This window comes from Bradyrhizobium sp. 153 (assembly GCF_023073835.1).
In the GTDB taxonomy this organism is placed as follows: Bacteria; Pseudomonadota; Alphaproteobacteria; order Rhizobiales; family Xanthobacteraceae; genus Bradyrhizobium.
Genome location: NZ_JADPKH010000101.1, coordinates 1 through 25,348, shown reverse-complemented (window position 1 = coordinate 25,348; position 25,348 = coordinate 1). Strand labels below are relative to the sequence as shown.

The following is a 25,348-nucleotide window of genomic DNA, read 5'->3' as shown; positions in this document are numbered from 1 at the left end:
ATCCTGCCGGCCCCGCAACGCGAAACTACCCTTCATGGCCTTGCGCCGCGACATCTTCTGGGTCGGCCGACAATGGGCGGTGACGGGTGCCGGCATCCAGGCCGTCGATCAGCGCCTGCGCGGCGTGCTCGACATCGAGATCGCGCGGCTCTGGGACGACGATCTCGTGGGGAGCCGGCGGGCCAAGCCTGGGGTCAATACTGCGGATTTCGACAAGGCGCTGGCCGTGGCGCGCGAACGCTTTCCGCAGGCGCCGGCGTCCGACCCGTTCGTCGCGCAACTGGTGGCACTCGGCGTCGTCGAAACTCCCGTCGTGAGCCCCGTTGTGCCGGCGATGCAGCTGCGTACCGAGGGCCGGCTGGCGCGTTTTCTGCCGCAATGGCGCATCCGCCGGTAGCAGAATGAGGCCGGAACCTGGCCGTCGGGGCCCAATCGGCCGGTTTGCCTGATTGGGCATAGCCGGATAAGACGGCTCAGACCCGCTTTCTGGAATCGACCTTTCGCATGCGTATTCTCTGCACCAATGACGATGGCATCCACGCCCCCGGGCTCAAGGTCGTGGAGGAGATCGCGCGCGCCTTGTCGGACGACGTCTGGGTGGTGGCACCGGAGCTCGACCAGTCCGGCGTGTCGCATTCGCTGTCGCTGAACGACCCGTTGCGCCTGCGCGAGGTCGGGCCGCGGCACTTCGCCGTGCGCGGTACGCCGACCGACTGCGTCATCATGGGCGCGCGCCACATCCTCGGGCCAAAATTGCCGGACGTCGTGCTGTCCGGCGTCAACAAGGGACGCAACGTCGCCGAGGACGTGGTCTATTCCGGCACCATCGCCGGCGCGCTGGAAGGCACCATCCTGGGGCTGCCTTCATTCGCGCTGTCGCAGGAATTCAGCGTCGAAACCCGCGAGCGGCCGCCGTGGGACACCGCCCGCAAGTTCGGGCCCGACATCCTGCGCAAGGTGATCGCCGCAGGCATCCCGAAGGACACGGTGATCAACGTCAACTTCCCGTCGTGTGCGCCGGAGGATGTGCTCGGCATCCGCGTCACGCGCCAGGGCAAGCGCAATCTCGGCTTCCTCAGGATCGACGAGCGCAGGGACGGCCGCGGCAATCCCTATTTCTGGATCGGCTTCGAGCGCACGGCGATGATGGACACGCCCGCAGACGGCACCGATCTCGCAGCACTTCGCGAGCGCTACGTCTCGGTCACGCCGCTCAGGCTCGATCGCACCAACGAAGCGTTTTCAGAAGAATTGAGCGCGACGCTGAAGTAGCGCCTATCCGCCGCGAAGCGCGGCTTCGATGGTCTTGCCAAGCGCGTCGAGCTGGAACGGCTTCTGGAGCGCCGGCCGATCGCGGTACTGTTCGGGCAGGCCGGAGGAGCCGTAGCCGGTGGCGAAGATGAAGGGGCAGCCCTTTGCCTTGATGACATCGGCGACCGGCGAAATGACTTTGCCGTTGACGTTGACGTCGAGAATGGCGATGTCGAACTCGGTCGCCTGGGCGAGCCGCATGGCCTCGGTGATATCGCCGGCCTCGGCTGCGACCTTGTAACCGAGCTCTTCGAGCATGTCCGCAACCATCATCCTGATCATCACCTCGTCCTCGACGAGGAATACAGAGCGGCCGGAAAGCCCCGTCGCGGTCATGATTGAGTCCTTGCCCATTCCCAAAAACGTTCGCAGATAACATGAATCGACGCAATGCGCGTTTTGACGAACGGACGCCTGAAAATGGCGATCACGACTGGTTGTTGCACGCCGATCCGTGATCAAATATCCAGCCGAATGGTATCATGAGTTCCCCATCAAGGAACAAGATTCTCGCGCCCGGGTTGGCCCTAACTGGCCTGACAAGACAGCACTTGCAACGATGACCACCCATCAACCTCCGCCGGAAAAGATGATGTTTCAGCTCACGCTGAGGCGCCGGGGCATCAGCAATCAGGCCGTGCTGCGGACCATGGAGGAGGTGCCGCGCGAACTGTTCGTCGACGATGCCGACCGCGAGGGTGCCTATCGCGACAGTGCGCTGCCGATCGCCTGTGGGCAGACCATCAGCCAGCCCTTCGTCGTCGCCTACATGACCGAGCAACTCCAGCTCCAGAAGCGGCACCGCGTGCTCGAGATCGGCACCGGCTCCGGTTATCAGGCCGCCGTGCTGTCGCGGCTCGCAGGACAGGTACTCACGGTCGAGCGCTACCGCAAGCTCGCGGAGACTGCACGCGCGAGGCTCGAAGAGCTCGGCTGCCACAATGTCGAGGTGTTGCTGGGCGACGGCCTCAATTTGCCGGCCAATATCGGCCCGTTCGACCGCATCATCGTCACCGCCGCGATGGAGCAAATTCCAGAGAACCTGATCGAGCGGCTGGATGTCGGGGGCATCCTGATCGCACCGGTCGGACCGCATCAGGGCGTGCAGACGCTGACTCGCCTCAGCCGGACCGAGGCGGGGATCGAGCGCAAGGAACTCGTCGAGGTCCGCTTCGTGCCGGCGCTGCCTGGCGTGGCACGGGAGCTGTAGAACTCCGGATTGGCTGCGCCGCCAACATCTTATTGGGAGGGTTAAGCCGTTATTTACTCGGCGCGTGTTTACTTAAAACACCAGTTCTGTTGCGTACGAGTGAGTAACCATGTCCGCTGTCGCCGAGTTGCTTTACTCGCGCCGCGTGCCGCAGGTCGCGGTGCTGGCGCTGATCTCCATCAGTTTTGCGGGGTGCAGCGCCGATATGTCGTCGCGGCTGTCCCAGTCGAATTTCTCCAATCCTTTCGCCTCGGAATCCACCGGTTCGGTGCAGCAGGCGCCACCGCCGCAACGTGAGTTGCCGCAATATGCGCGGCCACAGACGCAGCCTGGTTCCTATCAGTCCCAGCCCCTGCCGCCGCCGGCGGTGTCCGCGCCGCAATCCTATCCCGTCGCCTCTGGCGGCGGAGTGTCCGGTGGCGGACGGGGCGTCAGCTCCTATGCGCCGCCGGCGCAGCCGCATCTCGAGACAACGGCGACCGTGCCGCCGCGCTCGGTTGCAGCGGCCCAACCGGCTGGCGGCACCAAGATCATCGTCGGCACCAGCGACACGCTCGACGTCCTCGCCAAGCGCTATCATGTCACCCCGCAGGCGATCCTCGCCGCCAACGGCTACAAGGGACCGCGCACGCTCTCGCCCGGCCAGCAGCTGATCATTCCGCATGCAGCCACGGCCGCTGCGCCCGCGCCGGCTCCCGTCGCGGCGGCGCCTGCGGCGAAGGCGGTTGCCGTTGTCGCTGCGCCCCCGAGCACGCACTTCGTCAACCGCGGCGACACGCTCGCCAGCATCGCCCGCAAGAACCACATCTCCGCGGCCGAGCTGGCGCGCGCCAATGGTCTCGACCCTTCGGCCAAGCTCAAGCTCGGCACCAAGCTGACCGTGCCCGGTGCCAAGACCGCCGCCGTCGCCGTGCCGGCTGCTGCGGCTCCAGTCGCGGCCGCGCCGGTTGCAGGAACGCTCCAGCCCGTCGCGGCCGCTCCGGTGCCTGCCACCAAGATAGCTGCCGCCGCGCCGGCGCAGAGCGCGCGCCTCGCCCAAGCCACGGCCAATGTCGAAGAGAAGGCCGCCGAGACGCCGGCGAAGGCTGCGGACGCCACCGGCGCGCTGCCGACCTTCCGCTGGCCGGTGCGCGGCAAGGTGGTCACGAGCTATGGTGCCAAGACCAATGGCAAGTCCAATGACGGCATCAACCTTGCGGTGCCCGAGGGGACGCCGGTGAAGGCGGCTGAAGACGGCGTCGTCGCCTATTCCGGCAATGAGCTGAAAGGTTACGGCAATCTCGTCCTGGTTCGGCACTCCAACGGCTACGTCACCGCATATGCCCATGCGAGTGAGCTGCTGGTGAAGCGCGGCGATACCATCAAGCGCGGTCAGGTCATTGCCAAGTCGGGTCAATCCGGGGAGGTGGCCTCGCCGCAGCTCCACTTCGAGATCCGCAAGGGATCGAGCCCGGTTGATCCGCTTCAATTCCTGAACGGGGCGTGAGGCCTAAATAGCCGCCGCAACAAGGGGGGCGTCGCCTGACGACTCAATACGCCGCGGCCTCTCGGTCGATCACAAACGTCTCTGGAATACTGGATCGCCCGCCTTCGCGGGCGATGACGGTTGTGGGCGGTGCGATGCTGTCCGCTAATTCACGGTCAGCTTCACGCCGAGCCGGCCCGCCAGCTCCTGCACGAACTGCCAGGCGACGCGGCCTGAGCGCGAGCCGCGCGTGGTCGACCATTCGAGCGCTTCGCGCTCCAGCGCCTCGTCGTCGACCTTGATGCCGAAATGGCTGCAATAGCCGCGCACCATGGCGAGATACTCGTCCTGGCTGCAACGGTGGAAACCCAGCCAGAGGCCGAAGCGATCCGACAGCGAGACCTTCTCCTCGACCGCTTCGCCGGGATTGATCGCGGTCGAACGCTCGTTCTCGATCATCTCGCGCGCCAGCAGATGGCGGCGGTTGGAGGTCGCGTAAAGGATGACGTTCTCCGGCCGGCCTTCGATGCCGCCTTCGAGCACGGCCTTGAGCGACTTGTAGGACGCATCATTGCCATCGAAGGAGAGATCGTCACAGAACACGATGAAGCGAAAGGAGGAGGCGCGCAAGCACTCCATCAGCGCGGGCAGGCTTTCGATGTCCTCGCGATGGATCTCGATCAGCTTCAGCTTGTCGGCCGGTTTGCGCTCCGCGTTGATGCTGGCATGCGCCGCCTTCACCAGCGATGACTTGCCCATGCCGCGCGCACCCCAGAGCAGGGCGTTGTTGGCGGGCAGGCCATTGGCGAAGCGCTCGGTGTTCTCCATCAAGATGTCGCGCATCCGGTCGACGCCCTTCAGCAGGAACAGCTCAACGCGGCTGACCCGCGGCACGGCCGCAAGGCGGCCGTCGGGATGCCAGACATAGGCGTCGGCTCGTTCGAACGACTCAGGCACGACCATTGGCTTGCCCTGGGCGGCAAGGTGCGCCGCGATGGTCTCGAGCGCGCGAACGATGCGGTCCTGGGGGAGGTCCGCAACGGCCTTGACGGGGGCCTTGACGGCGCTCTTGGTCGTCCCCTTGAGGCGTTTTGCCGCGACGCGGGCGGGCACTCGGGCAGGGGTGCGGGGGCCTTTGCCGGCCGGGCTTTTGCTGAGGTTTTTGGGCATGTCCGAAGTTCCTGAGAACGCAGCCTTATCGGGCCTGAGGACGCGCCGCAAGGTGGCCAAAAGGGCGGTCTGGCAGCGTTGCAATTGGGGCAATGGCCGCTATAGTCCGCGCGAATTTGACCGAACCGGTCGCCTTTGTGGGCATGACCGGCTTTCTCCCGTTCTCACGAGGATCGTCCGAATGCTGATTACCCCTGCGTATGCCCAGGCTGCGGGCGCCGGCGACACCAACAGCATGTTGATGTCGCTGCTGCCGTTCGCCCTGATCTTCGTGATCATGTACTTCCTGATTCTGCGTCCGCAGCAGAAGAAGGTCCGCGACCACGCAGATCTCGTGAAGAATATCCGCCGCGGCGACACGGTGGTGACCTCGGGCGGCCTCGTCGGCAAGGTCACCAAGGTCGTCGACGACGACCAGATCGAGTTCGAAATCTCCGACGGCGTGCGCGTGCGGCAGATGCGCCAGATGATCTCAGGCGTGCGCGCCAAGGGCGAGCCGGCCAAAGAATCCGCCAAGGAAAGCGTCAAGGACGACAGTTCGGCGAAGTGAGTGCTTCCCGCGAGTCTTTAATAGGTCTCCTGCAAGTCTCCTGATCTGACAGGTCTAGTCGATGTTGTATTTCACGCGGTGGAGGGCGCTGGGGATTGTCCTGACGGCGCTGATCGTGTGCCTCTGCGCGGTCCCCAACTTTTTTCCTGAGGCGCAGGTCAAGACCTGGCCCGCCTGGGCCCAGCGCCGGCTCGTGCTCGGCCTCGACCTCCAGGGCGGCTCCTATCTGCTGCTCGAGGTCGACTCCGCCTATGTCAAGAAAGAGAGGCTCGATCAGGTCCGCGATGACGTTCGCCGGACGCTGCGCGATGCCAAGATCGGCTTCACCGGCGGCGTTACCGTGCGCAACGACGCCGTCGAGGTTCGTATCACCAAGGAATCCGATGCGCAGGCCGCACTCGCCAAGCTGCGGGAGTTGTCACAGCCGCTGGGCGGCCTCATGGGATCGAGCGGCCAGCGCGACCTTGAGGTCACCGATGCCGGTGGCGGCGTGATCCGCCTGAGCATCCCGCAGGCCGCGATGCTCGATCGCATGCGCAAGACCATCGAGCAGTCGATCCAGATCGTCGAACGCCGCGTCAACGAGCTCGGCACCGTCGAGCCCGTGATCCAGCGCCAGGGCAACGACCGCATCCTGGTGCAGGTCCCCGGCCTCCAGGACCCAACGCGCCTGAAGGAATTGCTGGGCAAGACGGCGAAAATGGAATTCCGCATGGTTGACACCTCCGTGCCGCCGGATCAGGCGCAGCAGGGCAGGTTGCCGCCGGAATCCGAACTGTTGATGAGCGCGTCCCCGCCGCCGACACCTTATGTGGTCAAGAAGCAGGTGCTGGTCGCCGGCGGCGACCTGACCGACGCCCAGGCAAGCTTCGACCAGCGCACGGGTGAGCCGGTCGTCAGCTTCAAGTTCAATACGTCGGGCGCGCGCAAATTCTCTCAGGCGACCCAAGAGAATGTGGGACTGCCGTTCGCGATCGTGCTCGACAACAAGGTGATCTCGGCGCCCGTCATCCGCGAGCCGATCACCGGCGGCCAGGGCCAGATCTCCGGCAATTTCACCGTGCAATCGGCCAACGATCTCGCGATCCTCTTGCGCGCCGGTGCGCTGCCGGCGCCGCTTACGGTGGTCGAGGAACGCACCGTCGGTCCGGGTCTCGGCCAGGACTCGATCGAGAAAGGTGAGCTTGCGGCCTATGTCGGCTCGATCCTCGTCATCGTGTTCATGCTTGTGACCTACCGGCTGTTCGGCGTGTTCGCGAACGTCGCGGTGGCGATCAACGTCGCGATGATCTTCGGCCTGCTGTCGCTGCTCAACGCCACGCTCACGCTGCCCGGCATCGCCGGCATCGTGCTTACCGTCGGCATCGCCGTCGACTCCAACGTGCTGATCTACGAGCGCATCCGCGAGGAGCTGCGCGCCGGCCGCAACGCAATCTCGGCGATCGACGCCGGCTTCAAGCGGGCGCTGGCGACCATCCTCGATTCCAATATCACTACCTTCATTGCTGCCGCCGTGCTGTTCTACATCGGCACCGGCCCGGTGCGCGGCTTTGCCGTGACGCTCGGCATCGGCATCATCACCACGGTGTTCACCGCCTTCACCCTGACCCGGCTGATCGTCGCCTGGTGGGTGCGGTGGAAGCGGCCGCAGAGCGTGCCGATCTAGGAGCCTGATCGTGACTCACACCGTTCTCATCGGGCTCGGCGTCCTCATTGCCATTCTCACCGTGGTCGCGGCCCTCGGCCTCTTGCCGTCGCTGCGCATCGTCCCGGACGATACGCATTTCGACTTCACGCGCTTCCGCCGCATCAGCTTCCCGATCTCGGCGGCGCTGTCGATCGTTGCGATCACGCTGTTCTTCACCCACGGCCTGAATTTCGGCATCGACTTCCGCGGCGGCACCTTGCTCGAGGTGCAGGCCAAGTCCGGTACCGCCGACATCGCGGCGATGCGCACGACGCTCGACGGCCTGCGTCTCGGCGAAGTCCAGCTGCAGCAATTCGGTGGTCCCGCGGATGTTCTGATCCGCGTTGCGGAGCAGCCCGGCGGCGACGCTGCCCAGCAAGAGGCCGTGCAGAAGGTCCGCACTGCGCTTGGCGACTCCGTCGAATACCGCCGGGTCGAGGTGGTCGGCCCGCGCGTGTCCGGTGAGCTCTTGGCCTACGGCATGCTCGGCCTGATGCTCGCGATCATCGCGATCCTGATCTATCTCTGGTTCCGATTCGAATGGCAGTTCGCGCTGGGCGCGATGATCGCCAACGTGCACGACATCGTGCTCACGATCGGCTTCATGTCGATCAGCCAGGTCGATTTCGATCTGACCAGTATCGCCGCGCTGCTGACCATTCTCGGCTATTCGCTCAACGACACCGTCGTCATCTACGACCGCATCCGCGAAATGCTGCGGCGCTACAAGAAGATGCCGATGCCCCAGCTGCTCAACGAGTCCATCAACTCGACGCTGTCGCGCTCGATCATCACCCACGTGACGGTGACGCTGGCACTGCTCGCGCTATTGCTGTTCGGCGGTCATGCCATCCACAGCTTTACCGCCGTGATGATGTTCGGTGTGGTGCTGGTCGGCACCTACACCTCGATCTTCATCGCGGCCCCGATTCTGATCTATCTCGGCGTCGGCGAGCATCGCGAGGATGCACCCGATACGGCAACGCCGGCGAAGAAAAATAAGGCATGATCCGAACCGCACACGCTCGCACGCGTTTGCGGGGGTAGTAAGCCAATTCGGGCGGAGCTCATGGCCGGCGACCCCAACGCACCCCACTTCCCGCGCTCGGCGCCGATTGAGGCCTATGGCAAGGGCGGCTTCGCCTTCGCCGGCATGTCACATCGGGGATCGCTGCTGTGCCTGCCGGACGCGATCTGGGCCTGGGACGTGACGGATCCCACCAGGATCGACCGCTACTCCTTGGATCGCGTGTTCGCGGCCGCCAACAGCATCGACACGCTTCTGGTTGGCACCGGAACGGGGGTTTGGCTGCCGCCGCCGGAACTGCGCCAGGCCTTGAAGGCGGTGAGGGTGGTGCTGGATACGATGCAGACCGGTCCCGCCGTGCGCACCTACAACATCATGATCGGCGAGCGGCGCCGCGTCGCGGCCGCGCTGATCGCAGTGCCATGAGCAGCACCGCGCCGCCACCCGACTCGGTTGCCTTCTGCGCCGATCTCGTGCGTAGCCACGACTTTCCGCGTTATGTTGCGACGCTGTTCGTACCCGCCGCAGAGCGCCGCGCGCTGCTGGCGCTCTATGCGTTCAATGCCGAGATCGTGCGGGTTCGCGACCAGGTGAGCCAGCCCTTGCCCGGCGAGATTCGCCTGCAATGGTGGACCGACATGCTGTCAGGTCATGTCCATGGCAGCGCCGAGGGCAATCCGGTGGCGGCGGAGTTGCTCCGCGCGATCCGCGATTACGACCTGCCGGTCGAGCCGCTGTCGCTGCTCGCCGACGAGCACCAGTTCGATCTCTACAACGATCCGATGCCGACCATGGCGGCACTGGAGGGCTATCTGGCGGCGACCTCATCGGCGCTGTTTGCTCTCGCAGCCCGGATCATGGCGCCGCCGTCGGAGTCGGTCGAGCATCTCGCCCGTCATGCCGGGCTGACCCAGGGTATCGTCCAGGTCATTGCCAACCTGCCGCGTGATGCCGCGCACCGGCGATTGTTCCTGCCACAGCAGGTGCTGGCGAGCCACAACTGCAACGTGGAGGATGTGTTCGCCGGCAAGGCGACGCCGGGTCTGCGCGCCGTGCTGGACCAACTCGCAGGCGAGGCGCGGCAGCATCTGACCACGGCCTCGTCGCTGCTGCCGCAGGTACCGCCGTCCGTGCGGCCTGCGTTTCTGCTGCTGAGCCAGGTCCGCGCCGATCTCAAGCGCCTGTCCCTACCTGGGCGCAATCCGTTCGCGCCGCAGCCGGCCTCGCGGCTGCGCACGCTGTGGACGCTGTGGCGGGCTTCGCGCTCCAGGGAGTTTACCAAATAGGAGCGGGCTTATCGCCTGAGGCGGCCAAATGCTCTATGCTGTCCTATGGCTGACTTGTCCCAAAGCTTGACCTCCGATCTCGGCGACTTTCCGGTTGCACCAAGCGACATCCATGCGGCCGCCGAGACCATTCGGGGTGCCCTCGTCGAAACGCCCTGTAGCTACAGCCGGACGCTGAGCAACATCTGCGGCTGCGACATCTGGCTCAAATTCGAGAACCTTCAATTCACCTCCTCGTTCAAGGAGCGCGGCGCCCTCAACCGGCTCGCCGCGCTGAGGCCGGAGGAGCGTGCGCGCGGCGTCATCGCGATGTCGGCGGGTAATCACGCACAGGGCGTCGCCTATCACGCGAGAAGGCTCAACATTCCCGCCACCATCGTCATGCCGATCGGCACGCCCATGGTGAAGATCGAAAACACGAAGCATCACGGCGCGGAGGTGGTGGTCACCGGCGCGACCCTGGAGGAGGCGGCCGCGTTCGCGCGGAGCCACGGTGAGGCGCGCGGCATGATCTTCGTCCATCCCTATGACGATCCGCTGGTGATCGCCGGGCAAGGCACCGTCGGGCTGGAGATGATGAAGGCAGTGCCGGAACTCGATACGATGGTCGTCCCGATCGGCGGCGGCGGGCTGATCAGCGGCATCGCCATTGCCTCCAAGTCCATCAAACCGTCGCTACGAATCCTGGGCGTCGAAGCCTGGCTCTATCCTTCGATGTACAACGCCATCCATGATGGGAATCTGCCGGCGCGCGGCGACACGCTCGCCGAAGGCATCGCGGTCAAATCGCCCGGCACGATCACCACCGAGATCGTCCGCCGCCTCGTCGACGACATTGCCCTCGTGAACGAAGCGGAGCTCGAGCGCGCTGTGGCGACCCTGATCTCAATCGAGAAGACGGTGGTCGAGGGTGCCGGTGCCGCCGGCCTTGCCGCGCTGATGTCCGATCCATCCCGCTTCGCCGGCCAGAAAGTGGGCCTGGTGCTGAGCGGCGGCAACATCGATACGAGGCTGATCGCCTCGGTCCTGACCCGTGAACTGGCGCGCGAGGGGCGACTGACCCAGCTTTCACTCGATATTCCTGACCGGCCCGGGCAATTGGCCGCGGTGGCCGCGCTACTCGCTGAAGCCGGTGCCAACATCATCGAGGTCTCGCATCAGCGGACGTTCTCAGACCTGCCGGCCAAGGCGACGCTGCTACAACTGGTCATCGAGACCCGCGACAGCGCCCATCTCGACGAGGTGATGGCAAGGCTCAGCGCGTCCGGGTTGAGCGCGCGCTGCACCTGAGCGGCGCGCCCGGCTATCGCGGTGCTAAACCCGCGAGGTGCCCGATCAGTCCGTCGATCTCGGCTTCCGTGTTGTAATAGTGCGGAGAAGCGCGCACGACCGGCGGCAGCGCGCGGATTTCTGCGTCGATGCGGGTGCTCGACGGATCCGAGGCGCCGATCGTGATCCCGGCCGCAGCGGCGCTGCTGACGATGGCATCCGCTTCATGTCCATCCATCGTGAAGCTGACGATGGCGCCCGGCGTGCGGCCGAGGTCGCGTATCTTGATGCCGCGAATGCAGGCGAGGCCGCTGCGAAGACGGTCTGCAAGCAGGCGGCAGCGCTGTTCGATCGGACCAAGGCCGATCGCGAGGGCATAATCGACGGCAGCTCCCAGGCCGAGCCGGGCCGCGTAGTTGTTTTCCCAGGTTTCGAAACGGCGCGCATCATCGCGGAGTCGATATTCATCGCGCGAGACCCAGGGCGCGGCGAAATGGTCGATCATCGGCGGCTCGAGCCCTTGCAGCATCGCTCTGCGGACATAGAGAAAGCCGGTGCCGCGCGGGCCGCGCAGGAATTTGCGCCCCGTGGCCGACAGCATATCACAGCCGATGGCTTCGACATCGACCTCCATCTGACCGATCGCCTGGCAGGCGTCGAGCAGATAGGGAATGCCGTGTGCCCGCGCGGTCCTGCCGACGGCCGCCGCAGGATTGACCAGCCCGCCATTTGTTGGAGCCCAGGTGATGGCGATCAGCTTCACGCGCTCGTCGAGCATGCGTTCGAGCGCCTGAACATCAAGCTCGCCGCTGGCATCGCTTGGCACGACTTCGATGACCGCGCCTGTACGTTTGGCGACTTGAAGGAACGCAACATAATTGGCGGCATATTCCGCCTCTGCGGTCAGGATGCGATCGCCCTTGCGAAACTGAAGAGCATAGAACGCCATCTGCCAGGCAACGGTTGCGTTCTCCACGAGGGCGATCTCATCTGGTGCGGCATTGAGCAGCCGCGCCGCCGAGCCGTAGACCGCTTCAAGGCGGCGCGCTTCCTGATCGGCGGCGGCATAGCCGCCGATATCGCTCTCCAGATCGATGTGCTGCTTCATCGCCGCGACGACGGCCGCCGGCATAAGTGCCGCGCCGGCGTTGTGGAGATACGCGAGCCGGGAGGCGGCCGGCGTGTCGGAACGTATCTGGTCGATATCGATCAAGTGAGAGCGAGAGCCTGCTAATTTGGGGTCCTGAAGCTAAGACACAATGACGCACGCGCGCAAGACGGGCAAAGCGAAGGTGCGGCTGGAGCAGGCCGATCCAGATGCCTATGCTGAGAGAGCGTGATGGCGTTGGGGAAACTGAAAGGAAGCGCGATGGCGAACAACACGATCTGCCTCTGGTACGACAAGGACGCCGAGGCTGCTGCAAGCTTTTATGCCAAGACCTTTCCGGACAGCGCCGTGACTGCCGTTCACCGCGCGCCCAGCGATTACCCGTCCGGCAAGGCGGGCGATGTTTTGACCGTCGAATTCACCGTGGCTGGCGTTGCTTGTCTCGGCCTCAATGGCGGTCCCGTGTTCAAGCACAACGAAGCCTTCTCGTTCCAGATCGCCACTGACGATCAGGAGGAGACAGATCGCTACTGGAACGCCATCGTCGGCAATGGCGGGCAGGAGAGTGCGTGTGGCTGGTGCAAGGACAGATGGGGCGTTTCCTGGCAGATCACGCCGCGTGTATTGATCGAAGCGCTGGCGGCCGGCGGCCCTGAGGCCAAGCGCACCTTCGACGCGATGATGGGGATGACGAAGATCGACGTCGCCGCCGTCGAGGCAGCGCGCCGCGGCTGAAAGTTGCCCTGGCCTCAGATACAGAGGCTGAGCAGCTTGATGTGGCAACCGCTGGATTTGGGCTTGCCTGCGGGCGCGGCCTCGCGCTTCACGGCAACCAGCGGCTCCTTGTCCTTCTTTCTTTTGCCCTTCGGCTCGTAATCGCCGGCGATCACCATCGCCCAATAGGTGCGCTTGCCGCTGGCGTTCTTGGCGCTCGCGACGCCGACGCGCGAGGCGTTATGCAGCAGCAGGTTCTTGCGGTGCCCGGAGGAGTCGATCCACTGTCCCAGGGTTTTCTCGAAATTGTCGTAGCCGTAGGCGATGTTCTCGGCGGCGCGGCCCGCACCGGCCGGAGCGACGCGGCGGTTGAACGGGCCGAGTGCGTCATGGTTGAGGTCGTCCTTGGCCGCCATCGCGCGGGCCTGGTCCATGGCGATACGATCGAGCGTGGCGTCGCGCAGGACGCGGACCTCTCCATGCTTGAGGCGGAAGCTCGAGATCAGCTCGGCCGGGGATTCCGCCATTGCGGGCGCTCCTGTGAGCAGCAGAAGGCCGGCGATCACCCCGCCAACCACACGATGCATCATCGTCCGCCAAGCACCCATGACCCCACCAAGTCTGCCTTTGCCCGACCGCTTCTCTCTTGCCAATGTGGACGCTTCAAGGCGCGCGGGACCTTAGCTCGTTGGCAGGTCCGCCTCGAAATTGAAGCGGTCGCGCAGGTTCTTACGCTGCTCCAGGATGTCCTTGAAGAAGGCACGGTCCTGGTCGTTCTTCATCATCGGCTCGATCAGGTCGAGCTGGTTCATGGCGACCAGTTGCAGGATCTCGGTGCGCGGCCTGCCGCTGCTGTCGCGGGGCAGGGCGTGTACGACCTGGATGTGTTCCGGCGGCTTGGGCCCCTTGGCGGCCGCAATCTCGTTGCGGAGCTCGCCTTCGAGCGCGGCCTGGTCGGCTTCGACGAAGGCATAGAGCCCGACGCCGGAGCGGCGGTCGGCGAAGGCGACGATAGCTGTGTCGCGCACGGCCGGGTTCTTGCAGATCAGCTCCGACAGCACCGGCGCGTCGTTGACGAGGCGGCGGCCACCACCCTCGCGGTCGGTGAAGTTGAATAGGCCGCGTGTGATGGCGCGATAGACCTTCTTGCCGGTGGCGAGCCACAGGCTCGCGGCGAATGACTTCTTCGCAAGGATCTTTCGCTCGCGCGGCGTCAGGGCCTCGGGCGCGTAGGAGCGCTTGTGTTTGAGCAGGTGCCGGAGATCTTCATAGGCCAGGATGCGGTAGAGCCGGCCGCGCCGCGCAAAGCAGGCGGCGAGCTGGAAGTCGGTGACATAGGCGCGGCCGTCGCGACCGACCAGCCAGTTCTGCTCCTTGGCGAGATCGTTGTGGCAGATGCCGGCGCGGCGAAGCCGCCGCAGCGCGGCCTTGGCCGAGCGGAAATAGGCGAGGTCGCCATGCGGCTTGGCCAGATGCAGCGCGACGCCATCAACGAAGCCGCGCACCAGCGCGCGGCGTCCGGCCCATAGCAGCTCCGGACCGACGTTGAGGCCTTTGGCGAGCGCGAGCGCATGCTTCTCGCGCGCGAACAGGTGGCGTGCCAAGAGGAACGACCACCACGGCACCTCGTCGAGACGGCGCAGCACCGCGTCGACATCGCCGTTCTCGCTGCGGAAGCGGCCGCGCTCGACGGTCGAGAACACGTCGCGCTTGAGCAGCACGCCCTCGGTCCAGCGAGCCGACAGCTCCGCGGCGTCGTCTTGGGGGAGGCTCATCGAAAACTCACGCGGCGGCGGCAATGCGCAGGTGATCGGTGATCCAGCGATCGAGATCGGCGAGCGCGCGGGCGCTCAGCGTCTGCTTCTTGGCCACCGTCTTCTCGTTGCCGCGCAGCCGCGTGCCGTCTGGCTTTTTGGTCGGCACGGTCGCGAGCGGCGGGAACAGGCCGAAATTGATGTTCATCGGCTGGAACGAGCGCGTGCCGGGCTCGATGGTTTCGATATGGCCGCCGGTGATGTGGCCAAGCAGCGATCCCAGCGCCGTCGTGCTGGGCGGGCTCGCCAGCGTCTCGCCGCGCGCGTCGGCGGCCGCATAGAGGCCGGCGATCAGGCCGACGCTGGCGGATTCCACATAGCCCTCGCAGCCCGTCATCTGACCGGCAAAGCGCAGCCGCGGCTGCGCGCGCAGGCGCAACTGGCCGTCGAGCAGCTTTGGCGAATTGAGGAAGGTGTTGCGATGCAGGCCGCCGAGACGGGCGAATTCAGCCTTCTCCAGTCCCGGTATGGTGCGGAAGATGCGCTGCTGCTCGCCATATTTCAGCTTCGTCTGGAAGCCGACGATGTTGTAGAGCGTGCCGAGCTTGTTGTCCTGGCGCAGCTGCACGATCGCGTAAGGCTTCGTGGTCGGATCGTTCGGATTGGTAAGGCCGACCGGCTTCATCGGGCCGTGGCGCAGCGTCTCGGGACCGCGCTCCGCCATGACCTCGATCGGCAAGCAGCCGTCGAAATAGGGCGTGTTGGTCTCCCACTCCTTGAACTCGGTCTTCTCGCCGGCGATCAGCGCCGCGACGAAGCCGTCATACTGCTCTTTGGTCATCGGGCAGTTGATGTAATCGGCGCCGTTGCCGCCAGGACCGACCTTGTCGTAGCGCGACTGGAACCAGGCCACTGACATGTCGATGGATTCGCGGTGCACGATCGGCGCGATAGCGTCGAAGAAGGCGAGCGCATTCTCGTCGGTCAGCTCGCGGATGGCATCGGCCAGCGGCGCGGAGGTGAGGGGACCGGTCGCAACGATGACGTTGCTCCAGTCGGCTGGCGGCAGGCCTGCGACCTCGCCGCGGGCGATCTCAATGAGGGGATGGTCGTTCAGCGCCGCCGTGACCGCCGCCGAGAAGCCGTCGCGGTCCACGGCCAAGGCGCCGCCCGCGGGCACCTGGTTGGCATCGGCCGCGCGCATGATCAGCGAGTCGAGCCGGCGCATCTCCGCATGCAGCAGGCCAACTGCGTTATTGGCCGCATCGTCCGAGCGGAACGAATTGGAGCAGACAAGCTCGGCGAGCCCGTCGGTGCGGTGCGCCTCGGTCATGCGGGTCGGCCGCATTTCGTGCAGCACCACGGGCACGCCGGATTTGGCCACTTGCCAGGCGGCTTCGGAACCGGCAAGGCCGGCGCCGATCACGTGCACGATGTTCGATCGGGATCCTGTCATGGGGCGGACAGGTAGCGCTTTTCGGCGGCCAGTGGAATCGCCGAGATCGAGTTTTCTGCCATCAGAAACGATAACGCCCGCACGAAGCGGGCGCTATCGGTTCGTCCGGCGAACGGCTGAACGATATCAGCCCTGATACTGGCCGGCGGCAACGCGCGGGATGTCCGAGCGGTCGAGGCCGATGTCGGCCAGTTCGCGATCGCTGAGCTGGGACAGCTCGGCAACATTGCGCTGGTAGTCCCGGAATGCCTGGATCATGCGGATGAGCGAGAGCAGCATTGGTAGTCTCCTGTAGTTCGATTCAGCCCTTGCCGGGCCTCGTCGTTGAAATGAATATAGGTGAGAGTAGTGCAGTGCGAAAGTTCCTATGTTGCGATGCAGCTAAGCGATGAATGCATAGCAATGGTAACCGACGATTAACCTGAGGGCGCTCCCGCTCAAATCATGATCATGAGGCGGATTCCGGTCCGGTAATGTCCGTCATCGCAGGGGTTAGTGTGAAATGCGCAGTTTAATGCATTGCGGAAATATGTTTCACCCAGCGATCTGTTAGGAGGTTTCCAGCGTCTACACCCAAGTTCAGTATGCGCTATTCGCATGCTTTTGGGGGATATAAGAATGAATAAATATTCACATTAGCCAGTTGCGCTACGATTCGTCGCGTGCGGAGAGGACTGGACCGGCTGGGGTGCATCCGAAAAAGGTGATGCACGCCGCCAGGGGCGCATCCCAGAGAAGGCCGGTCGCCGAGCGATTGGCCCTCCGCGCTCCATCGCGGGGCTTACGGAGCGCGCGCGAGCTGGGTGGCGAAATAAGCCACGGTCTTGGAATAGACCTCGCTCTTGTTCCACTGCTGGAGCACCGCGAAGTTCGGACTGCCCGGCTGCCAATCCTTGCCGCGCTGCCAGCCATAGCCGGCGAGATAATTGGCGGTGGAGGCGAGCACGTCAGGCACGTTGTGCAAGAGGTCGCGCTTGCCGTTCCCGTCGAAATCAACGGCGTACTTCATCCAGGACGACGGCATGAACTGGGTCTGGCCGAGCTCACCGGCCCAGGCGCCCTTCATGTCGGCGGGAGGGAGGTCGCCGCGCTCGACGATGCGCAGAGCATCCATCAGCTCGGCGCGAAACTGCTCGGAGCGCCGGCAATCATAGGCCAGCGTCGCCAGCGAGCGGATGGTGGCGAACTTGCCGGTGTTGACGCCGAAATCGGTCTCGAGGCCCCAGATCGCGACTAGCACCTCGCCTGGGACGCCGTAGGCCTGCTCGATGCGCGACAGCACCGAGCCGTATTGCTTCATCATATTGGAGCCGCGCTGCATGCGGGGCGGCACCATGCGGCCTGAAAACTCCTCAAAGGTCTGGCTGAAGATTTTTTGCGAACGGTCGCGATTGAGGACGCCCTGATCGAGCGTCACGCCCGCGAGTCCCGATGCAATGGCCTGTTGCGAGATGCCCTTCGCCGCAGCATCGGTTTTGAAGTCCGCAAGCCAGGCGTCGAAATTGCCGGAGCCGCAGGCAACAGCGGCGAGCACTGGCTGGGCTGACAGGATAGACGCGGAGAGGGCGAGGGCTGCGAGAGCGAGACGAGAAATCGTCGTGGTCATCAGATGAAATGGATTCCGTGAAGTGATCCGACCGGCGCGCATAATCTCGGTTGCAACCGCGGCCAAAGCAAGGCGTGTGACGGCGCGCAATCCTGCCCGAGCCGGGCAGGATCGCACGTCACGATATCGTCAGGCGTCCGTCCTATTCCGCCAGGGGAAGAGGTTGGCGGGGAAATCGGCGGCGGGCTTGCGCGGACGATGCGGTGGAGGCGGCACGGGACGAGCGCCTGGATCGGACACGATCACCTTGCGGTAGAGGTGCCAGGTGGCATGGCCGAGCACCGGGATCACCACGGCGAGGCCGAGGAACGCCGGGATCGTTCCGAGCGCCAGCAACACCGATACGATTAAGCCCCAGGCTGCCATCGGCACCGGGTTCTTCGCAACGACGCGCAGCGAGGTGCTCATTGCCTCGAATGCTCCGGCATGGCGGTCGAGCATCAAGGGGAACGACACGGCACTGATGCAGAGCGCGGCGAGCGCGAACAGGAAGCCAGTGCCGTAGCCGACCACGATCAGCCACCAGCCCTGCCGCGTCGTCAGAACGCGCGTCAGGAAATCCGAGATACCGGTCACGCCCTCATAGCCGAATGCCGCAACGTAGATCGCCTGCGCGGTCGCGACCCAGGTCACGAACAGAGCGAGCAGCAACGTGCCGAGGCCGAGCATCGCACCGAACGACGGCGAGCGCAGCACCTCCATGGCATCCCAGGCGGTGGCCTCCTCATGGCGTTCGCGCCGGCTGGAGAGCTCGTAGAGACCGAGCGCCGCGAAGGGGCCGATCAATGCGAAACCCGCGGCCAGGGGAAACAGCAGCGGCAGCACCGAGTAGCCCATCACCACACGGGCGAGCACGAGGCCGAGCACCGGATAGATCACGCAGAGGATGATGGCGTGGCTCGGAATGGCCTTGAAATCCTCCCAGCCGCGCTTCAGCGCGTCGTGCAGGTCGGACAATTGGATGGTTCGGATCATCGGTCCAGCCGCTTCCGCGGTCCGGGCCGTGCCGGGGACATTGCCCTGGTAGAGTGTGGCCATGGTCGCTAGCTCCCTTGCCATACGGCCGATCTCGCGCCGGCAACGGCGCGCGCGGCCGCTTGCTTGAACGATCGCGATTCCGACCAGACGCGAATTCCGGATGGCATCGCGAGCTGAACGGTAAGCGTACTCCCAATTGCGAGTCCTGTCCCTCACGCGTGGGTGAAATTCGATGACGCAGTGCAAACCTCGCCGATGTCATTCGGCCGTCATTTCGCCGCAGATAAGCTGATGCTGCGTGCTGGTTCGCACAACTTCGCGGGCGCAACGCAGGAACATCGTTTATAAGTGCCACTCAAAGCCGTCCAACGGATCCTTTACGGGGAGCAGACATGAGCATTTTCGGGAAAATCATGAGCGCGATCTTCGGCAGCCATCCGGCTGCTGCCGCGCCCGCCGGCAGCGCGCCCGCAGGGGCCGCGCCGGGCACATCGGCGCCGGCTGCCACGCCCATGGCGGCCGTCGACGTCGCCGCGATCGTCGACAAGGCGGTGGCTGCGCACAAGGGCGAGAAGCTGGAATGGCGCACCTCCATCGTCGACCTGATGAAGGCGCTCGATATCGATTCCAGCCTCGCTGCGCGCAAGGATCTCGCCAAGGAGCTGGGCTACACCGGCGACATGAACGACTCCGCGAGCATGAACGTCTGGCTGCACAAGCAGGTGATGTCCAAGCTCGCCGCCAATGGCGGCAAGCTGCCGCCGGAGATCAAGCACTGACCGATCGCTCGGTCGTACCGCACGGGGCTCGCGATCTCGCGGGCCCTTTTAGGTTCAGGCGAGGAGATCCGCATCTTCCGGGTGCCTGTCGAGATAGTCGACCACGAAGCCGCAGCCAGCGATCACCTTCCTGCCGTCGCGGCGGATCAAGTCAAGCGCGCCCTTGACCAGCTCGGACCCAATACCGCGGCCACGGAGGGCGCGCGGCGTTTCGGTATGGGTGATGATCACGGCCGACGGCGTCAGCCGGTAATTGGCGAAGGCGATGTCGCCGCCGACATCGAGCTCGAAGCGGTTCTTGTCCTTGTTGTCGCGTACCGAAGCCGCCATGTGGGACCTTTCCATAGTGCAGATTGCGTCCCGATTTAGGAGGCTGACCCCGCCCTTGCCAAGGTGAGACCAAGGGAGATTGCGGCAGGGGAGATATCTGCAAACGCGCGTCCCTGCGGCCGCATTGCAGCATCGACGTCTCGCTCTGCGAGCATGATACAGCGGCCGCAAATAATCCTCGATATTGCTCTTGCAAGGTCCGCGGCGGTTCCCACGTCCTTTGGAGGACATACGCCCGAATGCGGCCGGCAGGGTCGCCAGACATTCGGAGTGTCGTGATTGCCAGCCGCAGACGTATGCCTCGTTGTAGGAGGGTACGATGTCGGACTTTGGTTTCTTCAATACTCATCGAACATGGGAAGACTGGTGCGGGATGCTGCTCGGCGCGGTGATCGTGGCTTCGCCGTGGTTTCCGATCCAGGATCAAGCGATCGCCGGACACCAGACGATGATCCTGAATACGGTCGCAATCGGTCTGGTCGTGTTTGGCCTCAGCCAGCTCGAATATGTCGCCTTGCAGCGCTGGCAAGAGGTGATGACGATCCTGGTCGGACTGTGGCTCATCGCCTCGCCTTACGTCATCGGCTATTCCGGTGAAGGCTTTCTCCGCATCTATCACACGAGCCTGGGTGCGGTGGTGGTGCTGCTCGGCATACTCCAGCTGTGGCAGGACTGGGATCTGAATGATCAGGACATGCTCAAGCACGGACAATAGCCCGTAGATATCGTCAGGCCCGCCGGTTACGGACGGCGGGCCTCTGCCCTCAGCTCGTGACGATATCTGACTAGTCCGAGCGCCTCTCGACCCATGAGGGCGGTTTGGTTCAATCCGTGGCTTTGGCGAGCCTGGAATCTTCGGGCTGCGGCTGCGAGCGGAGGCAACCTCGGCAGATGACCAGGGAGCGGTTGACCCTGGCGTCCTGCTCGGCGTCGCTGCCCTCCTGCGCCTGCCACCATTCCTTCGAATAGGGCTGAAGTCCGGCGTGCGATCGCTCGTGCTGGGATCGGACTGCGGTGCGCGTCGGTCCGGACGCTGCGTGCGGCCGGTTGGGATCCTCGCCGGCGCCATCCCAGGCATAGCGCGCGGGCTTGAAGGCGGGATCTGAGGCCAGACGCACTTGCGGGGCCGCGGCACATCCGGCAAGCGCCAGCGTGAGCAGGAGGAAGGCGGGCGCTTTGACCATAATGCGATACTCTTTACGCGAGACCTGAGCGAGGTTGCGCTGATCATGTTTAAAATTCCCTGAACGGCTGCGGCTGCGCCGGCGACAACGCGCATGCGTTTGATCCTCCTGCTTGCTGAGTTCGCCGCCGCCGCGCGCGCCGACGATGCAAAGCCGTTTCAATCCGTCCGATTATCCGCCGGGCGTGCAGAAGGCGCTGCGCTATGCCAATGCGGACTGCGACCGCCAGGACGGCGGCGCCGTAACCTTCGCGCCTGATACGGTGCGCAGGATCGACCTGACCGGTGACGGGCGAGACCACTACATCGTCGATTTCAGCGGGCACCAAATGCGGTGAGCGCGAGACCGTCTATTGCGGAACCGGCGACTGCACGATGAACATCCTGGCGGCGTTGCCGGGTGGGGACGTGCGTCTCGTCTTCGACGGCCGCGCCCACAGCTACGAGATCAAGCCGAAATCGATCAAGCCCGGCGCTTCGCGTGTCATCCGTTTCGATCTGCTTGGCAGCTATTGCGGCGGCTTTGGTGCGCAGACCTGCGTCAAGGAGAGAGCCATCACGACAAGGCCGTTTGCGTTCAGGGAGCCGTAGGGCAGGCGCGCGGCAGGCGGCCTTGCGGGGGCGCGTTCGATCGCGATAAATGGGCTGCAATGAGCGGGCAGATAACCTGCTGTCCGCACTCGAAGAGGAAGCCCGATGCAGCCCCTGCGCATGTCCCGCCGAGTCATGAATCTCGCTTACATGCTGACCCAGAATGCGCGGCGGCATGGATCGCGACCTGGCTTTGTCTGGGGTGACAAGTCCTGGACCTGGCGCGAGATCGATGCGCAGGTCTCGGCGCTGGCGGCGGCGCTCGCCGCGCGCGGTATTACGAAGGGCGACCGCATCCTCGTCCATTCCAAGAATGCCGACGAGATGTTCTTTTCGATGTTCGCCGCGTTCCGGCTCGGTGCAGTCTGGGTCCCCACCAATTTCCGCCTGATGCCGGATGAGGTCAGCTATCTCGCCCAGGCCTCCGGGGCGAAGGCGTTCTTGTGCCATGCCGATTTTCCCGAGCACGCAGCGGCGGTGAAGGGCGGCGCACTGGAATTCACCTGGAGCATCGACGGCAAGGCCGCATTCGGCGAGCGCTCGGTGGCTGACGCCATCGCCTCGCATACGGGCGCTGCCGTGGACAATGTCGCAGTCGAGCATGACGATCCCTGCTGGTTCTTCTTCACCTCCGGCACCACCGGGCGCTCCAAGGCGGCGGTGCTGACCCATGGCCAGATGGGCTTTGTCGTCACCAACCATCTGGCCGATCTGACACCCGGTGTGACGGAGGAGGATGCCTCGCTGGTGGTGGCGCCATTGTCGCACGGCGCCGGCGTGCATCAGTTGATGCAGACCGCACGCGGCGCGCGTACCGTGCTGCTGCCGACTGAGAAATTCGACATCAACGAGGCGTTTCGCCTCATCGAGGCGCAGCGCGTCAGCAATCTGTTCACGGTGCCGACCATCTTGAAGATGATGGTCGAGCACCCCGCGGCCGACAAATACGACCATTCCTCGCTTCGTCACGTGATCTATGCCGGCGCGCCGATGTATCGCGAGGACCAGAAAGCGGCGCTGAAGAAGCTCGGCAAGGTGATCGTGCAGTATTTTGGCCTTGGCGAGGTCACCGGCAACATTACCGTGCTGCCGGCCGCGTTGCACGATTCCGAGGACGGCCCGCATGCGAAGATCGGTACCTGTGGCTTCGAGCGCACCGGCATGCAGGTCTCGATCCAGGACGATGAGGGCCGCGAGCTGGGAGCCAACCAGAGCGGCGAGATCTGTGTGATCGGCCCCGCGGTGTTCGCCGGCTACCACGACAACCCCGAAGCCAATGCGAAAGCGTTCCGCAACGGCTGGTTCCGCACCGGCGATCTCGGTCACATGGACGAGGAGGGTTTTGTCTACATCACGGGACGGGCCTCCGACATGTACATCTCCGGCGGCTCCAACATCTATCCACGCGAGATCGAGGAGAAGATTTTGACGCATCCGGCCGTCGGCGAGGTCGCCGTGCTCGGCGTGCCCGATCCGACCTGGGGAGAGGTCGGCATTGCCGTCTGCGTCGCGCGCGAAGGCGAGAAGCCGGTGAGCGAAGCGGAGATGGCGGCATTTCTCTCGCCGATGGTGCCGCGCTACAAGATGCCGAAGCGGTTCTTCTTCTGGGAGGCGCTGCCGAAATCCGGCTACGGCAAGATTCCAAAACGCATGGTACGCGACGAGCTCGAGGCGCGAGGCCTGCTCGATCTCGACAAGACGAAGGCCAGCTGAGCGGGCGTCATGCGCAGCATCAAGCAGCCGGGCGCACCTCACGCAGAACGCATCCAATGGGTGGAGGCGAGGGGACGCGCCTTTGCCTTCACGCTTCAAGCCGGTCTGCCGCTGCTGGAAGCCGCGCGCCGTGGTTTTGCCGCGGAGGGTTTTGCCGGCGGCGTGCTCAATTTTGGTGCTGGCGCGCTTGGGCCGTTCGGCTATGTGATGCCGGCACTGTCGAAGACTGGCGACAATGCAGCGTTCTACAGCGATGCGTTTCGGCCCAAGGGCGTGACGCGCACGAAGCTCGGCAGCATGACGCTGGGTGTGCGGGAGGGTGCGCCGTTCTTTCATTGCCACGGGCTGTGGACGGAGGCCGATGGCCGCGCCAGCGGCGGCCACATGTTGCCCGACGAGACTGTTGTCGCCGAACCGTTCGCCGTCGAAGCCTTCGGTCTCGATGGTGCGATGTTCACGGCCGAGTCCGATCCAGAAACGAATTTCAAGCTGTTCGGGCCGGTTGCGGCTGAGAGCACCGGTGCGCAGGCCAAGAGCCGCGCCTTCGCCCTGCGGCTGCGGCCTAACCAGGATTTTGCCGGCTGCCTCGAAGCATTCTGTCGCGCGCACGGCATTGTGCGTGCGAAAATTCACGGTGGCGTCGGCTCGACCATCGGCGCGCGCTTCACCTATGGCGGCGTTACCGAGCCGTTTGCCACTGAGCTGGCGGTAACGTGCGGCGCGATCGAGGCCGGTTCGTCCGGCGCGCTCGAAGCCGCCCTCGATGTCGCCCTGATCGATTACACGGGCGGCCTCGCCGAGGGCCGCTTGGTCCGCGGCGACAATCCCGTGCTGATGACCATGGAGCTGGTGCTGGAGCCCATGGGCTAAAAGGCACGACCGTAGCTTGCGACTTTCCGCAGATGCCACTTCCATGCGGCTTGTGTTCCTGATATGTTCCTTGAAGATTTCGGCGGGGACGGGAGCGGGAGCATGAGCCGGACACGACGTCGACAGACCACACTGCGTGCGCCCTATCTCAGGCGTGTCTGGCTCGATCGCTCGCGGGTCGAGGACTGGGAGGCTTATCCGTTCTGCCTTCCCGCCTTCAGGGATGAGTTCGATCACAGCTTCGAGTCCGCGGTCACGATCATCGTCGGCGAGAACGGCGCCGGAAAATCGACCATTCTTGAGGGCATCGCGGGGTTGGCCGGCTTTGCCAGCACTGGCGGCCGCAAGGGTTTTCAGGAGATAGACGGCGGCGGCATCGAAATCACTGGCGAAGTGCTGTCGTCTGCTTTGCGGGCCGCGTGGGTCCCGAAGGTGACCGACGGCTGGTTCTTCCGTGCCGAGACGTTCTTTTCGATCGCGCGCTACATGGACCGCTCGGCCGTGAGCGCCGCGCAAGCCATGGAGGGCGTGTTTGGTGCAAGCGTTCAGGAGGCGCCGGACTATCTCTCCTTTTCCCATGGCGAGGGCTTTTTGGTCTTCTTCGAGGAGCGCTGCCAGAAGCAGGGCATCTACATCTTCGACGAGCCGGAATCGGCGCTGTCGCCGGCGCGGCAGATGGACTTCCTCAAGCTCCTGCATCGCATGGACCTCTCTGGCAATTGTCAGGTGATCATGGCGACCCACGCACCCTTGCTGATGGCCTATCCGAATGCGCAGCTGCTGCGGCTGGGTAAATACGGCCTGGAGCCGGTTACGGTGGAGCAGACCGATCATTACCGGGTGATGCGTGAATTTTGCGCCGACCCGCGCGGCTTCGTGGAGGCCACGCTGGCGGAATGATTGAGGGCAATCGTCACACTCACTCTCCCGGTCGTCATTGCGAGCGAAGCGAAGCAATCCAGAGTCTTTCCAGGGTGACAGTTTGGATTGCTTCGCTTCGCTCGCAATGACGAAGTGCGCGGTATGGGAGCAGCCTGCATCCACATTGGCCTTTTGGTTGCAAGCACAGGTTCACCTTCTCGCGGCACATCTGCCCGAGCCCCTGTTTGGATCATCACCCTCAAAAAGGCCGAGGGCGCAGGGAAGACCGGGCGCCGGCTGGCGCCCGCGGTCCGCTGTGCGCAAATGCGCTGGAAACAGATGCACAGCGGCATACAGGGCAGCCTGGACATCCCGGCCTTCCCTGCGCAATGGTTTTACGGCTTATGGCGCGCTCTTGTGTCTGGGAAAT

29 protein-coding genes are annotated in these 25,348 nt (G+C 64.5%); 18 read left to right on the top strand and 11 right to left on the bottom strand.

What is annotated here, in order from left to right:
• Positions 1–34 precede the first annotated feature (34 nt).
• Both IVA91_RS25960 and surE read left to right on the top strand, forming a co-directional pair.
• Positions 35–397 (top strand): hypothetical protein, encoded by a 363-nt coding sequence (locus IVA91_RS25960; protein WP_247459440.1) that lies wholly within the window; start codon positions 35–37, stop codon positions 395–397.
• Positions 398–504: 107 nt separating this feature from the next.
• Positions 505–1,272 (top strand): 5'/3'-nucleotidase SurE, encoded by a 768-nt coding sequence (gene surE, locus IVA91_RS25955; protein ID WP_247276019.1) that lies wholly within the window; start codon positions 505–507, stop codon positions 1,270–1,272.
• A 3-nt stretch (positions 1,273–1,275) separates the two neighbouring features.
• Here the strand turns inward: surE and IVA91_RS25950 are convergent, their stop codons facing one another.
• Positions 1,276–1,647: a response regulator gene (locus IVA91_RS25950; protein WP_008547195.1), complete on the bottom strand. Its 372-nt coding sequence runs from the start codon at positions 1,645–1,647 to the stop codon at positions 1,276–1,278.
• A gap of 223 nt (positions 1,648–1,870) precedes the next feature.
• On the opposite strand from IVA91_RS25950, the gene IVA91_RS25945 reads away from it, so the two are divergent.
• Both IVA91_RS25945 and IVA91_RS25940 read left to right on the top strand, forming a co-directional pair.
• On the top strand, positions 1,871–2,521 hold the full coding sequence (locus IVA91_RS25945) for a protein-L-isoaspartate(D-aspartate) O-methyltransferase (RefSeq protein WP_247276020.1): 651 nt from the start codon (positions 1,871–1,873) through the stop codon (positions 2,519–2,521).
• A gap of 109 nt (positions 2,522–2,630) precedes the next feature.
• Positions 2,631–4,007 (top strand): peptidoglycan DD-metalloendopeptidase family protein, encoded by a 1,377-nt coding sequence (locus IVA91_RS25940; RefSeq protein WP_247276021.1) that lies wholly within the window; start codon positions 2,631–2,633, stop codon positions 4,005–4,007.
• Positions 4,008–4,151: 144 nt separating this feature from the next.
• On the opposite strand, the gene IVA91_RS25935 is transcribed toward IVA91_RS25940, so the two are convergent.
• Positions 4,152–5,156, bottom strand: a complete 1,005-nt coding sequence (locus tag IVA91_RS25935) for an ATP-binding protein (protein WP_247276022.1) — start codon at positions 5,154–5,156, stop codon at positions 4,152–4,154.
• A gap of 181 nt (positions 5,157–5,337) precedes the next feature.
• On the opposite strand from IVA91_RS25935, the gene yajC reads away from it, so the two are divergent.
• The 6 genes from yajC (at position 5,338) to IVA91_RS25905 (ending at position 10,996) form a co-directional block, all read left to right on the top strand.
• Positions 5,338–5,706 (top strand): preprotein translocase subunit YajC, encoded by a 369-nt coding sequence (gene yajC, locus IVA91_RS25930; RefSeq protein WP_247276023.1) that lies wholly within the window; start codon positions 5,338–5,340, stop codon positions 5,704–5,706.
• 61 nt (positions 5,707–5,767) lie between these two features.
• Positions 5,768–7,372: a protein translocase subunit SecD gene (gene secD / locus IVA91_RS25925; protein WP_247276024.1), complete on the top strand. Its 1,605-nt coding sequence runs from the start codon at positions 5,768–5,770 to the stop codon at positions 7,370–7,372.
• A gap of 10 nt (positions 7,373–7,382) precedes the next feature.
• The gene (gene secF, locus IVA91_RS25920) at positions 7,383–8,402 is read left to right on the top strand and encodes a protein translocase subunit SecF (protein ID WP_247276025.1); all 1,020 of its coding nucleotides are present in this window, start codon (positions 7,383–7,385) and stop codon (positions 8,400–8,402) included.
• 60 nt (positions 8,403–8,462) lie between these two features.
• Positions 8,463–8,846 carry an MTH938/NDUFAF3 family protein gene (locus IVA91_RS25915; protein WP_148777937.1) on the top strand — a complete coding sequence of 128 codons (384 nt, stop codon included), beginning with the start codon at positions 8,463–8,465 and terminating at the stop codon, positions 8,844–8,846.
• The gene (locus IVA91_RS25910) at positions 8,843–9,706 is read left to right on the top strand and encodes a phytoene/squalene synthase family protein (RefSeq protein WP_247276026.1); all 864 of its coding nucleotides are present in this window, start codon (positions 8,843–8,845) and stop codon (positions 9,704–9,706) included. The genes IVA91_RS25915 and IVA91_RS25910 overlap by 4 nt, the downstream gene beginning before the upstream one ends.
• A gap of 45 nt (positions 9,707–9,751) precedes the next feature.
• Positions 9,752–10,996, top strand: coding sequence for a threonine ammonia-lyase (locus IVA91_RS25905; RefSeq protein WP_247276027.1), 1,245 nt, complete (start codon positions 9,752–9,754; stop codon positions 10,994–10,996).
• Between the two features lie 13 nt (positions 10,997–11,009).
• Here the strand turns inward: IVA91_RS25905 and IVA91_RS25900 are convergent, their stop codons facing one another.
• Entirely contained in the window at positions 11,010–12,188 is a 1,179-nt protein-coding gene (locus tag IVA91_RS25900; protein ID WP_247276028.1) for an aminotransferase class V-fold PLP-dependent enzyme, read from the bottom strand.
• Between the two features lie 156 nt (positions 12,189–12,344).
• Between IVA91_RS25900 and IVA91_RS25895 the strand changes: the two genes are divergently transcribed.
• A complete protein-coding gene (locus tag IVA91_RS25895; protein WP_247459438.1) occupies positions 12,345–12,818 on the top strand; it encodes a VOC family protein in 474 nt (157 codons plus the stop codon).
• A 14-nt stretch (positions 12,819–12,832) separates the two neighbouring features.
• Here the strand turns inward: IVA91_RS25895 and IVA91_RS25890 are convergent, their stop codons facing one another.
• The 6 genes from IVA91_RS25890 to IVA91_RS25865 form a co-directional block, all read right to left on the bottom strand.
• Positions 12,833–13,384 carry a CAP domain-containing protein gene (locus IVA91_RS25890; protein WP_247276045.1) on the bottom strand — a complete coding sequence of 184 codons (552 nt, stop codon included), beginning with the start codon at positions 13,382–13,384 and terminating at the stop codon, positions 12,833–12,835.
• Between the two features lie 93 nt (positions 13,385–13,477).
• Positions 13,478–14,572 (bottom strand): serine/threonine protein kinase, encoded by a 1,095-nt coding sequence (locus IVA91_RS25885; protein WP_247459436.1) that lies wholly within the window; start codon positions 14,570–14,572, stop codon positions 13,478–13,480.
• Between the two features lie 7 nt (positions 14,573–14,579).
• Positions 14,580–16,007: a methylenetetrahydrofolate--tRNA-(uracil(54)-C(5))-methyltransferase (FADH(2)-oxidizing) TrmFO gene (gene trmFO, locus IVA91_RS25880; RefSeq protein ID WP_247276031.1), complete on the bottom strand. Its 1,428-nt coding sequence runs from the start codon at positions 16,005–16,007 to the stop codon at positions 14,580–14,582.
• Positions 16,008–16,133: 126 nt separating this feature from the next.
• Positions 16,134–16,286: a DUF1127 domain-containing protein gene (locus tag IVA91_RS25875; protein WP_007590701.1), complete on the bottom strand. Its 153-nt coding sequence runs from the start codon at positions 16,284–16,286 to the stop codon at positions 16,134–16,136.
• A 502-nt stretch (positions 16,287–16,788) separates the two neighbouring features.
• Positions 16,789–17,613 carry a lytic murein transglycosylase gene (locus IVA91_RS25870; protein WP_247448807.1) on the bottom strand — a complete coding sequence of 275 codons (825 nt, stop codon included), beginning with the start codon at positions 17,611–17,613 and terminating at the stop codon, positions 16,789–16,791.
• A gap of 129 nt (positions 17,614–17,742) precedes the next feature.
• Entirely contained in the window at positions 17,743–18,651 is a 909-nt protein-coding gene (locus tag IVA91_RS25865) for a DUF2189 domain-containing protein (RefSeq protein ID WP_247276033.1), read from the bottom strand.
• Between the two features lie 332 nt (positions 18,652–18,983).
• Between IVA91_RS25865 and IVA91_RS25860 the strand changes: the two genes are divergently transcribed.
• On the top strand, positions 18,984–19,370 hold the full coding sequence (locus IVA91_RS25860) for a DUF3597 domain-containing protein (RefSeq protein ID WP_247276034.1): 387 nt from the start codon (positions 18,984–18,986) through the stop codon (positions 19,368–19,370).
• Between the two features lie 54 nt (positions 19,371–19,424).
• Here IVA91_RS25860 and IVA91_RS25855 read toward each other — a convergent pair whose 3' ends face one another.
• Complete coding sequence (locus IVA91_RS25855) at positions 19,425–19,700, bottom strand: GNAT family N-acetyltransferase (RefSeq protein WP_247276035.1); 276 nt, start codon at positions 19,698–19,700, stop codon at positions 19,425–19,427.
• Positions 19,701–20,019: 319 nt separating this feature from the next.
• Between IVA91_RS25855 and IVA91_RS25850 the strand changes: the two genes are divergently transcribed.
• On the top strand, positions 20,020–20,415 hold the full coding sequence (locus IVA91_RS25850; RefSeq protein WP_247276036.1) for an SPW repeat protein: 396 nt from the start codon (positions 20,020–20,022) through the stop codon (positions 20,413–20,415).
• A gap of 109 nt (positions 20,416–20,524) precedes the next feature.
• Here IVA91_RS25850 and IVA91_RS25845 read toward each other — a convergent pair whose 3' ends face one another.
• A complete protein-coding gene (locus IVA91_RS25845; RefSeq protein ID WP_247276037.1) occupies positions 20,525–20,884 on the bottom strand; it encodes a hypothetical protein in 360 nt (119 codons plus the stop codon).
• A 112-nt stretch (positions 20,885–20,996) separates the two neighbouring features.
• On the opposite strand from IVA91_RS25845, the gene IVA91_RS25840 reads away from it, so the two are divergent.
• The 5 genes from IVA91_RS25840 (at position 20,997) to IVA91_RS25820 (ending at position 24,957) form a co-directional block, all read left to right on the top strand.
• Positions 20,997–21,221 carry a hypothetical protein gene (locus IVA91_RS25840; protein ID WP_247276038.1) on the top strand — a complete coding sequence of 75 codons (225 nt, stop codon included), beginning with the start codon at positions 20,997–20,999 and terminating at the stop codon, positions 21,219–21,221.
• A 37-nt stretch (positions 21,222–21,258) separates the two neighbouring features.
• Positions 21,259–21,474 carry a hypothetical protein gene (locus tag IVA91_RS25835; RefSeq protein WP_247276039.1) on the top strand — a complete coding sequence of 72 codons (216 nt, stop codon included), beginning with the start codon at positions 21,259–21,261 and terminating at the stop codon, positions 21,472–21,474.
• A 105-nt stretch (positions 21,475–21,579) separates the two neighbouring features.
• On the top strand, positions 21,580–23,187 hold the full coding sequence (locus IVA91_RS25830) for an acyl-CoA synthetase (protein ID WP_247276040.1): 1,608 nt from the start codon (positions 21,580–21,582) through the stop codon (positions 23,185–23,187).
• Positions 23,188–23,196: 9 nt separating this feature from the next.
• On the top strand, positions 23,197–24,057 hold the full coding sequence (locus tag IVA91_RS25825; protein ID WP_247276041.1) for a DUF296 domain-containing protein: 861 nt from the start codon (positions 23,197–23,199) through the stop codon (positions 24,055–24,057).
• Between the two features lie 102 nt (positions 24,058–24,159).
• Positions 24,160–24,957, top strand: coding sequence for an AAA family ATPase (locus tag IVA91_RS25820; protein ID WP_247276042.1), 798 nt, complete (start codon positions 24,160–24,162; stop codon positions 24,955–24,957).
• The last annotated feature ends 391 nt before the right edge of the window (positions 24,958–25,348 follow it).

Coding starts and splice junctions, on each gene's coding strand:
- IVA91_RS25820 (WP_247276042.1), top strand. CDS start 24,160: ATGAGCCGGACACGACGTCGACAGACCACACTGCGTGCGCCCTATCTC.
- trmFO (WP_247276031.1), bottom strand. CDS start 16,007: ATGACAGGATCCCGATCGAACATCGTGCACGTGATCGGCGCCGGCCTT.
- IVA91_RS25865 (WP_247276033.1), bottom strand. CDS start 18,651: ATGGCCACACTCTACCAGGGCAATGTCCCCGGCACGGCCCGGACCGCG.
- IVA91_RS25825 (WP_247276041.1), top strand. CDS start 23,197: ATGCGCAGCATCAAGCAGCCGGGCGCACCTCACGCAGAACGCATCCAA.
- IVA91_RS25960 (WP_247459440.1), top strand. CDS start 35: ATGGCCTTGCGCCGCGACATCTTCTGGGTCGGCCGACAATGGGCGGTG.
- IVA91_RS25875 (WP_007590701.1), bottom strand. CDS start 16,286: ATGCTGCTCTCGCTCATCCGCATGATCCAGGCATTCCGGGACTACCAG.
- IVA91_RS25945 (WP_247276020.1), top strand. CDS start 1,871: ATGACCACCCATCAACCTCCGCCGGAAAAGATGATGTTTCAGCTCACG.
- IVA91_RS25895 (WP_247459438.1), top strand. CDS start 12,345: ATGGCGAACAACACGATCTGCCTCTGGTACGACAAGGACGCCGAGGCT.
- IVA91_RS25890 (WP_247276045.1), bottom strand. CDS start 13,384: ATGCATCGTGTGGTTGGCGGGGTGATCGCCGGCCTTCTGCTGCTCACA.
- IVA91_RS25950 (WP_008547195.1), bottom strand. CDS start 1,647: ATGACCGCGACGGGGCTTTCCGGCCGCTCTGTATTCCTCGTCGAGGAC.
- IVA91_RS25940 (WP_247276021.1), top strand. CDS start 2,631: ATGTCCGCTGTCGCCGAGTTGCTTTACTCGCGCCGCGTGCCGCAGGTC.
- yajC (WP_247276023.1), top strand. CDS start 5,338: ATGCTGATTACCCCTGCGTATGCCCAGGCTGCGGGCGCCGGCGACACC.
- IVA91_RS25870 (WP_247448807.1), bottom strand. CDS start 17,613: ATGACCACGACGATTTCTCGTCTCGCTCTCGCAGCCCTCGCCCTCTCC.
- secD (WP_247276024.1), top strand. CDS start 5,768: ATGTTGTATTTCACGCGGTGGAGGGCGCTGGGGATTGTCCTGACGGCG.
- IVA91_RS25855 (WP_247276035.1), bottom strand. CDS start 19,700: ATGGCGGCTTCGGTACGCGACAACAAGGACAAGAACCGCTTCGAGCTC.
- IVA91_RS25905 (WP_247276027.1), top strand. CDS start 9,752: ATGGCTGACTTGTCCCAAAGCTTGACCTCCGATCTCGGCGACTTTCCG.
- surE (WP_247276019.1), top strand. CDS start 505: ATGCGTATTCTCTGCACCAATGACGATGGCATCCACGCCCCCGGGCTC.
- IVA91_RS25915 (WP_148777937.1), top strand. CDS start 8,463: ATGGCCGGCGACCCCAACGCACCCCACTTCCCGCGCTCGGCGCCGATT.
- IVA91_RS25935 (WP_247276022.1), bottom strand. CDS start 5,156: ATGCCCAAAAACCTCAGCAAAAGCCCGGCCGGCAAAGGCCCCCGCACC.
- IVA91_RS25845 (WP_247276037.1), bottom strand. CDS start 20,884: ATGGTCAAAGCGCCCGCCTTCCTCCTGCTCACGCTGGCGCTTGCCGGA.
- IVA91_RS25830 (WP_247276040.1), top strand. CDS start 21,580: ATGCAGCCCCTGCGCATGTCCCGCCGAGTCATGAATCTCGCTTACATG.
- IVA91_RS25860 (WP_247276034.1), top strand. CDS start 18,984: ATGAGCATTTTCGGGAAAATCATGAGCGCGATCTTCGGCAGCCATCCG.
- IVA91_RS25910 (WP_247276026.1), top strand. CDS start 8,843: ATGAGCAGCACCGCGCCGCCACCCGACTCGGTTGCCTTCTGCGCCGAT.
- IVA91_RS25850 (WP_247276036.1), top strand. CDS start 20,020: ATGTCGGACTTTGGTTTCTTCAATACTCATCGAACATGGGAAGACTGG.
- IVA91_RS25885 (WP_247459436.1), bottom strand. CDS start 14,572: ATGAGCCTCCCCCAAGACGACGCCGCGGAGCTGTCGGCTCGCTGGACC.
- IVA91_RS25835 (WP_247276039.1), top strand. CDS start 21,259: ATGAACATCCTGGCGGCGTTGCCGGGTGGGGACGTGCGTCTCGTCTTC.